At 63.7% G+C, this 6982-nt stretch carries 7 protein-coding genes; 4 read left to right on the forward strand and 3 right to left on the reverse strand.

All coding sequences use genetic code 11. The features are described from left to right. The first annotated feature begins 15 nt into the window (after positions 1–15). Together tatB and tatC are read left to right on the forward strand one after the other, a co-directional pair. Entirely contained in the window at positions 16–633 is a 618-nt protein-coding gene (gene tatB, locus AC07XS_RS04175; protein ID WP_182713576.1) for a Sec-independent protein translocase protein TatB, read from the forward strand. Continuing rightward, positions 630–1520, forward strand: a complete 891-nt coding sequence (gene tatC, locus AC07XS_RS04180; RefSeq protein ID WP_182713575.1) for a twin-arginine translocase subunit TatC — start codon at positions 630–632, stop codon at positions 1518–1520. The genes tatB and tatC overlap by 4 nt, the downstream gene beginning before the upstream one ends. 10 nt (positions 1521–1530) lie before the next feature. Here the strand turns inward: tatC and AC07XS_RS04185 are convergent, their stop codons facing one another. From AC07XS_RS04185 to AC07XS_RS04195, 3 genes are all read right to left on the reverse strand, one after another. Next, the gene (locus tag AC07XS_RS04185) at positions 1531–1899 is read right to left on the reverse strand and encodes a hypothetical protein (protein ID WP_182713574.1); all 369 of its coding nucleotides are present in this window, start codon (positions 1897–1899) and stop codon (positions 1531–1533) included. A gap of 78 nt (positions 1900–1977) precedes the next feature. Continuing rightward, complete coding sequence (gene glnA, locus AC07XS_RS04190) at positions 1978–3384, reverse strand: type I glutamate--ammonia ligase (protein WP_182713573.1); 1407 nt, start codon at positions 3382–3384, stop codon at positions 1978–1980. Positions 3385–3435: 51 nt separating this feature from the next. After that, complete coding sequence (locus AC07XS_RS04195; RefSeq protein ID WP_054765773.1) at positions 3436–3774, reverse strand: P-II family nitrogen regulator; 339 nt, start codon at positions 3772–3774, stop codon at positions 3436–3438. Between the two features lie 114 nt (positions 3775–3888). On the opposite strand from AC07XS_RS04195, the gene AC07XS_RS04200 reads away from it, so the two are divergent. Both AC07XS_RS04200 and AC07XS_RS04205 read left to right on the forward strand, forming a co-directional pair. After that, positions 3889–4707 (forward strand): NAD(P)H-hydrate dehydratase, encoded by an 819-nt coding sequence (locus tag AC07XS_RS04200; protein WP_182713572.1) that lies wholly within the window; start codon positions 3889–3891, stop codon positions 4705–4707. A 560-nt stretch (positions 4708–5267) separates the two neighbouring features. Beyond that, positions 5268–6938, forward strand: a complete 1671-nt coding sequence (locus AC07XS_RS04205; protein WP_182713571.1) for an MFS transporter — start codon at positions 5268–5270, stop codon at positions 6936–6938. Positions 6939–6982: the final 44 nt, after the last annotated feature.

A 6982-nucleotide genomic window follows, 5' to 3' on the forward strand; every position in this document is an offset into this window, starting at 1 on the left:
TTTGAGGGCTGACGCATGGGCGGGCTCGGCCCCGGTATCGGGGGCTTCGAACTATTGGTAATCGGTCTGGTGGCCCTGCTGGTGGTGGGACCCAAGGATCTGCCTGTGCTCATGCGCCGCGTGGGCCAGATGCTGGCCAAGGCGCGGGCCATGGCCAATGAGTTCCGCACCAGCTTCGACGAGATGGCGCGCCAGTCCGAACTGGACGAGCTGCGCAAGGAGGTCGAGGCGCTGCGGAGCGGGCAGGGGGCCATGTACCCCCTGGGCGCCGAGGCCGATGCGGCCTTCAAGGAGATCAACGCCGGTCTGACGACGCCGCCGTCCGTCGCCTCACTGCCGACACCGGCGGTGGATGAATGGCCCGATGCGTCGCCTGTCTCCCCGCTGGAGCCGGAGCCGGAGGCCAAGTCGAAGCCCAATCCAAGGCCCAGGTCGAAGCGCGGCAGTTCGACCGCCGAAACCTCAGCAACGCCCGCGAAAACGAAGAAGACCGCCAGGGCGGGCGGGGCGGTCGCGGCGAAGACCCGCGCCTCGGCCAAGGGCGCCGCCAAGACCCAGATCTCGGACGCCCAGGCGCCGGCCCAGTCGTCCGCCAAGACCAAGACCCCGCGCAAGAAGGCCGTCGAGCTTTGACTATCTCCGACCGCGACGAGGCCGAGATCGAGGCGTCGCGCGCGCCCCTGATGGACCATCTGATAGAGCTGCGCAGCCGGCTGCTGGTCTGCGTGGTCGCCTTCGCCCTGGGCTTCATCCTGTGTTTCGCCTTCGCCAATCAGATCCAGATCGCCCTGATCAAACCCTATCAGGCGGCGGCGGCCATTCATGCGGCGACGGCGGCCTCTGGCGGCCACGCCAATCCGCTGGAGCTGATCGCGATCATGACCGGCTTCAAACCCTATCCGCCCGGTTCGGCCGCCGTGGTGCAACTGATCGCCACTGCCCCACTGGAACAGTTGTTCACCAAGATGAAGATCGCCGCCTTCGGCGCGGCCGTCCTGACCTTCCCGGTCATGGCCTGGCAGGTTTACCGCTTCGTCGCACCCGGCCTGTACCGCAATGAGCGGGGTGCCTTTCTGCCCTTCCTGATCGCCGCCCCGGTGATGTTCTGCCTGGGGGGAGCCCTAGTCTATTACGTCATGCTGCCCTTCGTCATGCTGTTCTCCCTGGGGCAGCAGGTGGTCAGCGACGGCATATCGGTGGCCCAGACGACCAAGATCTCGGACTATCTGAACCTGGTCACCTCGCTGCTGCTGGCCTTCGGTCTGTGCTTCCAACTGCCCGTCGTGACGACCCTTTTAGGCCTGGCTGGCTTGATCAATTCCAAGATGATGGCCTCTGGCCGCCGCTACGCCATCGTCGCCGTGGTGGTGGTCGCCGCTGTGGTCACGCCGCCCGACCCCATCAGCCAGCTGATGCTGGCCGTGCCCCTGGTCATCCTCTACGAAGTCTCGATCTGGTGCGTGCGGCTGATCGAACTGCGCCGCAAGAAGGCGGACGACCTGGAAGCCGAAGCGGCTTAGGTATTCGGTTCTAGATCCAACATCCCGCCAAGGACATGGTCGCAATCAGCGACCAAGATATCGTCATAGGACAGAAGGTCAGAGCCGTGCCTGCTATGAAGGTTCGGTACTTTTGGCCCAGAATAAAAAGCACTGCGGCGCCCGTGACGCTCATGAACGCGAGCGCGATAGGCAAGTTGTTCAACGGTCGCCTTTCGCAGGATCCAGCCGGAAGAGTGAAGGCTGCTTGAAGCGCTAACATGGAGACGAGCGGCAGGCTGAGCGCAATAATGATCCAGACATAGGGTTTCCACGGCCTTGTTCGCCACGGGTAGGCGAATATCGCGATGAGGAGTCCGATGGGACTGAGGGCGGGGCTGAACAGCACCAGTTCAAGCATCGTCCGGGCCTTTTCAGATGTCATAGAAAAAGGGCCGGGGGAATCCCCCGGCCCTTAGCCTTCATGCCGACCTGTCGATCAGCAGGTGTAGTACATGTCAAACTCAACCGGGTGCGGGTGCAGTTGCAGGCGCATCACCTCTTCCATCTTCAGCTCGATGTAGCTGTCGATAAAGTCGTCATCCATGACGCCGCCCTTCTTGAGGAAGGCGCGGTCCTTGTCGAGGTTCTCCAGCGCTTCACGCAGCGAGCCGCAGACCTCGGGGATCGAGCCGCGCTCTTCCGGCGGCAGGTCGTAGAGGTTCTTGTCGGCGGGCGCGCCCGGATCGATGCGGTTTTCGATGCCGTCCAGGCCGGCCATCAGCAGGGCGACGAAGGTCAGATAGGGGTTGCCCATCGGGTCGGGGAAGCGGGCTTCCAGACGCTTGGCCTTCGGCGAGGAGACGTGCGGAATGCGGATCGAGGCCGAGCGGTTGCGGGCCGAATAGGCCAGTTTCACCGGGGCTTCGTAACCGGGGACCAGACGCTTGTAGGAGTTGGTGGTCGAGTTGGCGAAGGCGTTGATGGCCTTGGCGTGCTTGATGATGCCGCCGATGTACCACAGGCATTCCTGCGACAGGCCGGCGTATTTGTCGCCGGCGAACAGGGGCTTGCCGTCGCGCCAGATCGACTGGTGCACGTGCATGCCCGAGCCGTTGTCGGCGAACATGGGCTTGGCCATGAAGGTCGCGGTCTTGCCGTAGGCGGCCGCGACGTTGTGGATGACGTACTTATACAGCTGCAGCCGGTCGGCCATGGTCAGCAGGTCCGAGAACTTCAGGCCCAGTTCGTGCTGGGCCGGCGCCACCTCGTGGTGGTGCTTCTCGGGCTGGAGGCCCAGGTCACGCATCACGCCCAGCATTTCGCCGCGCAGGTCCTGGCCGGAATCGACCGGATTGACCGGGAAATAGCCGCCCTTGGGCCCAGGGCGGTGGCCCATGTTGCCCTCGGTGTATTCGGCGCCGGTGTTGGCGGGCAGCTCGGCCGAATCGTAGCTGTAGCCGGTGTTGTGAGGCTGGGTGTTCCAGCGCACGTCGTCGAAGATGAAGAACTCGGCTTCCGGGCCGAAATAGACCTGATCGCCCACGCCCGAAGACTGGACATAGGCCAAGGCCTTCTTGGCCATCGAACGGCTGTCGCGGTTGTAGGGCTCGCCGGTGTCCGGGTTCAGCACGTCGCAGAACAGGAACATGGTCGTCTGCTGATAGAAGGGGTCGATATAGGCCGTGGTCAGGTCCGGCTTCAGCAGCATGTCCGACTCATTGATCGCCTTCCAGCCGGCGATGGATGAGCCGTCGAACATGGTGCCTTCGTTCAGGAAGTCCTCGTCGACCAGATCGACGTCGAAGGTCACATGTTGCAGCTTGCCGCGGGTGTCGGTGAAGCGGACGTCGACATATTTGACGTCCTTTTCCTTGATCTCTTTGAGGATCTTGCTGGCGCTCATTCTCGGAAGTCCTGTTTCTTGGTCGTTGGGGAGGAAGAGGGGCAGGTGAAGTCAGACCGCCTGGGCCCCGGTTTCGCCGGTTCGGATGCGGATCACGTCGGCGACGTCGGAGACGAAGATCTTGCCGTCGCCGATCTTGCCGGTGCGGGCCGAGGTCTGAATGGCCTCGACGACCGCAGGCGCCAGGTCGTCGGCGACGACGACCTCGATCTTGATCTTGGGCAGGAAGTCGATGACGTATTCGGCGCCGCGGTACAGTTCGGAATGGCCCTTCTGGCGGCCGTATCCCTTGGCCTCCAGCACGGTCATGCCTTGCACCCCGACGTCCTGGAGCGCCTCTTTGACGTCATCCAGCTTGAAGGGCTTGATGATGGCTTCGATTTTCTTCATGGCGACCCCTGAACGGCGTGCGAAATGCAGCGGCGTTCGGGCGGGAATGGGACACATCAAAGCCATCGAAGGCAAGCAGTTTTCGCAGAAAAGTCACGGATATTCGGAGTTCGGATGATTGACACCAACGACCCGGCGATCTGGCGCAATTTTCTTCCGTGGCCGGGGCCGGAAACGCATAAGCATGCGCGGGGACGTTTGGGGGTGGTGTCCGGTCGGGCGCATCAGACCGGGGCGGCCCGTCTGGCGGCACGCGCCGGCCTGAGGATCGGAGCCGGGGTGGTGCGGATTCTGTGCCCGCCCGACGCGGTCGCGACGATCGCCCCAACGGTCACGGCCGTCATGCTGACCCCCTTCGGATCACCCGAGGCGCTGGGGCGGGAGGTCGAGGAGATGGACGCCGTCGTCGCCGGCCCAGCCGCCGGGCTTGACGAGGGTACAGTGGCCAACATCCAGGCCCTGGCGCTGAGCGGCGCCGCCCTGGTGATCGATGCGGACGGTCTGTCGGTGTTCAAGGGCCGCAGCGCCGAACTGTTCGCCGTTCTGGACCGCGACGACGTGCTGACGCCCCATGAGGGCGAGTTCGAACGGCTGTTTCCCGGCCTGTTGAAACAGGGCAGGGCGGCCGCCGCCGTCGAGGCCGCCCGCCGCGCCCAGGCCGTCGTCGTGCTGAAGGGCGCCCAGACCCTGATCGCGGCGCCGGACGGCCGGGTGCGCCTCAATCCCAACGGCTCGCCCTGGCTGGCGACGGCCGGAACCGGCGACGTCCTGGCCGGCATGATCGGCGGCCTGATCGCCCAGCGTATGGACAGTTTCGAGGCCGCCAGCGCCGCCGTCTGGCTGCATTCCGACGCCGCCGCGCGGTTTGGTCCGGGTCTGATCTCCGAAGACCTGTGCGACGTGCTGCCGCAAAGCCTGAAGGCGTTGCGGTGAAGCCGTATCAAGCGCCGCAGCAGCCTTCCTTCAGTGACGATGGATTCGCCGAAGGCGCCCTAATCCCGGCCCATTAGGCGCTCGAGTTCGCAAAGGATGAGTTCCATCGCCGAGAGGAGCGTGGCTTTTCCGTCATCATCGGGCTGAGCCGCCCATACGCATGTCCTTGCGCATGCCTCGCAAGGCCCCACGAATCCGTCAAGACGTTGGCGCGTAATCGAGCGGAGCGCGCAGCGGACTTGTACGTCGAAGGCGCTGATGCAGCATCTCGAGGATGGGCCCGGTGCGGGAGCCTTGCAAACTCAGTCTCAGCGTTACGGAACAGGAGTCTCAGGCTTACGGCGCCAATCCTGCGGAAATGCTGAAATCTCAGGATTAGCGAAACTCAAAGCAACACCGACCAACTTGGGCTTTCTTCGCATAATATATCTTAGGCGAGAAAAGGACACTCGACCAAAGTCGCCCTGACGCTTGTCTCAGCCCTGCGTCACTCTCTTGGCCAATCGCGCACTTGCGGCGTGAAAACGGTCGGAAAGACCAGACAGCTGGGAGGCTACGCTATGACGGACAGCGCCATCGGTGCGCCGGTCGATGAGTATGTGGTGGGTAAGAACGACAAGCTGGTGATTCTGGCGTCGTCGGTCGGCACCGTTATCGAATGGTATGATTTCTATCTGTACGGGTCGCTGGCCGCGATCATCACCGTGCAGTTCTTCTCGGGCGTCAATGAGACGACCGGCTACATCTTCGCCCTGATGGCCTTCGCCGCCGGATTTGCGGTTCGACCGTTCGGGGCCGTGGTCTTCGGGCGTCTGGGCGACCTGTGGGGTCGCAAGAACACCTTCCTGGTGACCATGCTCCTGATGGGGCTTTCCACCTTCGTCGTGGGTCTGTTGCCGCCCTATGCGGCCATCGGCATCGCCGCGCCGATCATTCTGGTGCTGATGCGGCTGATCCAGGGTCTGGCCCTGGGCGGCGAATACGGCGGCGCCGCCACCTATGTCGCCGAGCACGCGCCACATGGTAAACGCGGCTTCTACACCTCCTTCATCCAGATCACCGCCACGGCCGGCCTGGTGCTGAGCCTGGTCGTCATTCTGAGCGTCCGTGTCTCGGTCGGCGAGGAGGCCTTTGCGGAATGGGGCTGGCGGATCCCCTTCCTGGTCTCGATCCTGCTGCTGGGCGTGTCGCTGTGGATTCGTCTGAAGCTGTCCGAAAGCCCGTCCTTCAAACGGATGAAGGCCGAGGGCAAGGGGTCCAAGACCCCGCTGAAGGACTCCTTCGGCAAATGGCCAAACCTGAAGCTGGTGCTGATCGCCCTGCTGGGCCTCACCGCCGGCCAGGCCGTGATCTGGTACACGGGTCAGTTCTACGCCCTGTTCTTTCTGGAACGGGTGATGAAGCTGGACGCCACCCTCGTCTATGTGATGCTGACTATCGCCCTGGTCGCGGCCTCGCCCTTCTTCATCTTCTGGGGCTGGCTGTCGGACAAGGTGGGACGCAAGCCGGTCATCCTGGCCGGGTGCCTGATCGCCGCCCTCACCTATTTCCCGCTGTTCAACGCCCTGACCCAGGCCGCCAATCCGCGGCTGGCCGCCGCCGCCGCCTCGGCGCCGGTCGTGGTCTATGCCGATCCGGCGGACTGCAACGTCCAGTTCGATCCGATCGGCAAGACGGTGTTCAACCACTCCTGCGACCTGGCAAAATCCTATCTGGCCAAGGCCGGGGTGACCTACACCAATGTCGAGGCGCCCGCAGGCACGGTGGCTCAGGTGCGGATCGGCGACCAGGCCGTCGTCCAGAGCTTCCGTGGAGACGCCATGGCGCCTGCCGATTTCGCGGCTGAGAAAAAGGCCTGGGACAAGCAGTTGGGCGAGGCCCTTACGGCCGCCGGCTATCCTGCCAAGGCGGACAGCGATCTGGTCAACAAGCCGATGGTGGTGCTGATCCTGTTCATCCTCGGCTTCTATGTGACCATGGTCTACGGACCGATCGCAGCGGCCCTGGTCGAGATGTTCCCCACCAATATCCGCTACACCTCCATGTCCCTGCCCTATCACATCGGCAACGGCTGGTTCGGCGGCTTCCTGCCGACCACGGCCTTCGCCATCGTGGCGGCGACCGGCAACATCTATTCCGGCCTCTGGTACCCGATCATCGTGGCGCTGGGGACGGTCGTGCTGGGCTTCCTGCTGGTCAAGGAAGGCAAGGATGTCGATCTAAACGCCTGAATTCCTGCGATCAGGCGTGGATGAGGGGCGGGCCGTCGCAAGAC

The organism is Brevundimonas sp. GW456-12-10-14-LB3, assembly GCF_059424365.1.

Coding starts and splice junctions, on each gene's coding strand:
- tatB (WP_182713576.1), top strand. CDS start 16: ATGGGCGGGCTCGGCCCCGGTATCGGGGGCTTCGAACTATTGGTAATC.
- AC07XS_RS04185 (WP_182713574.1), bottom strand. CDS start 1,899: ATGCTTGAACTGGTGCTGTTCAGCCCCGCCCTCAGTCCCATCGGACTC.
- glnA (WP_182713573.1), bottom strand. CDS start 3,384: ATGAGCGCCAGCAAGATCCTCAAAGAGATCAAGGAAAAGGACGTCAAA.
- AC07XS_RS04195 (WP_054765773.1), bottom strand. CDS start 3,774: ATGAAGAAAATCGAAGCCATCATCAAGCCCTTCAAGCTGGATGACGTC.
- AC07XS_RS04200 (WP_182713572.1), top strand. CDS start 3,889: ATGATTGACACCAACGACCCGGCGATCTGGCGCAATTTTCTTCCGTGG.
- AC07XS_RS04205 (WP_182713571.1), top strand. CDS start 5,268: ATGACGGACAGCGCCATCGGTGCGCCGGTCGATGAGTATGTGGTGGGT.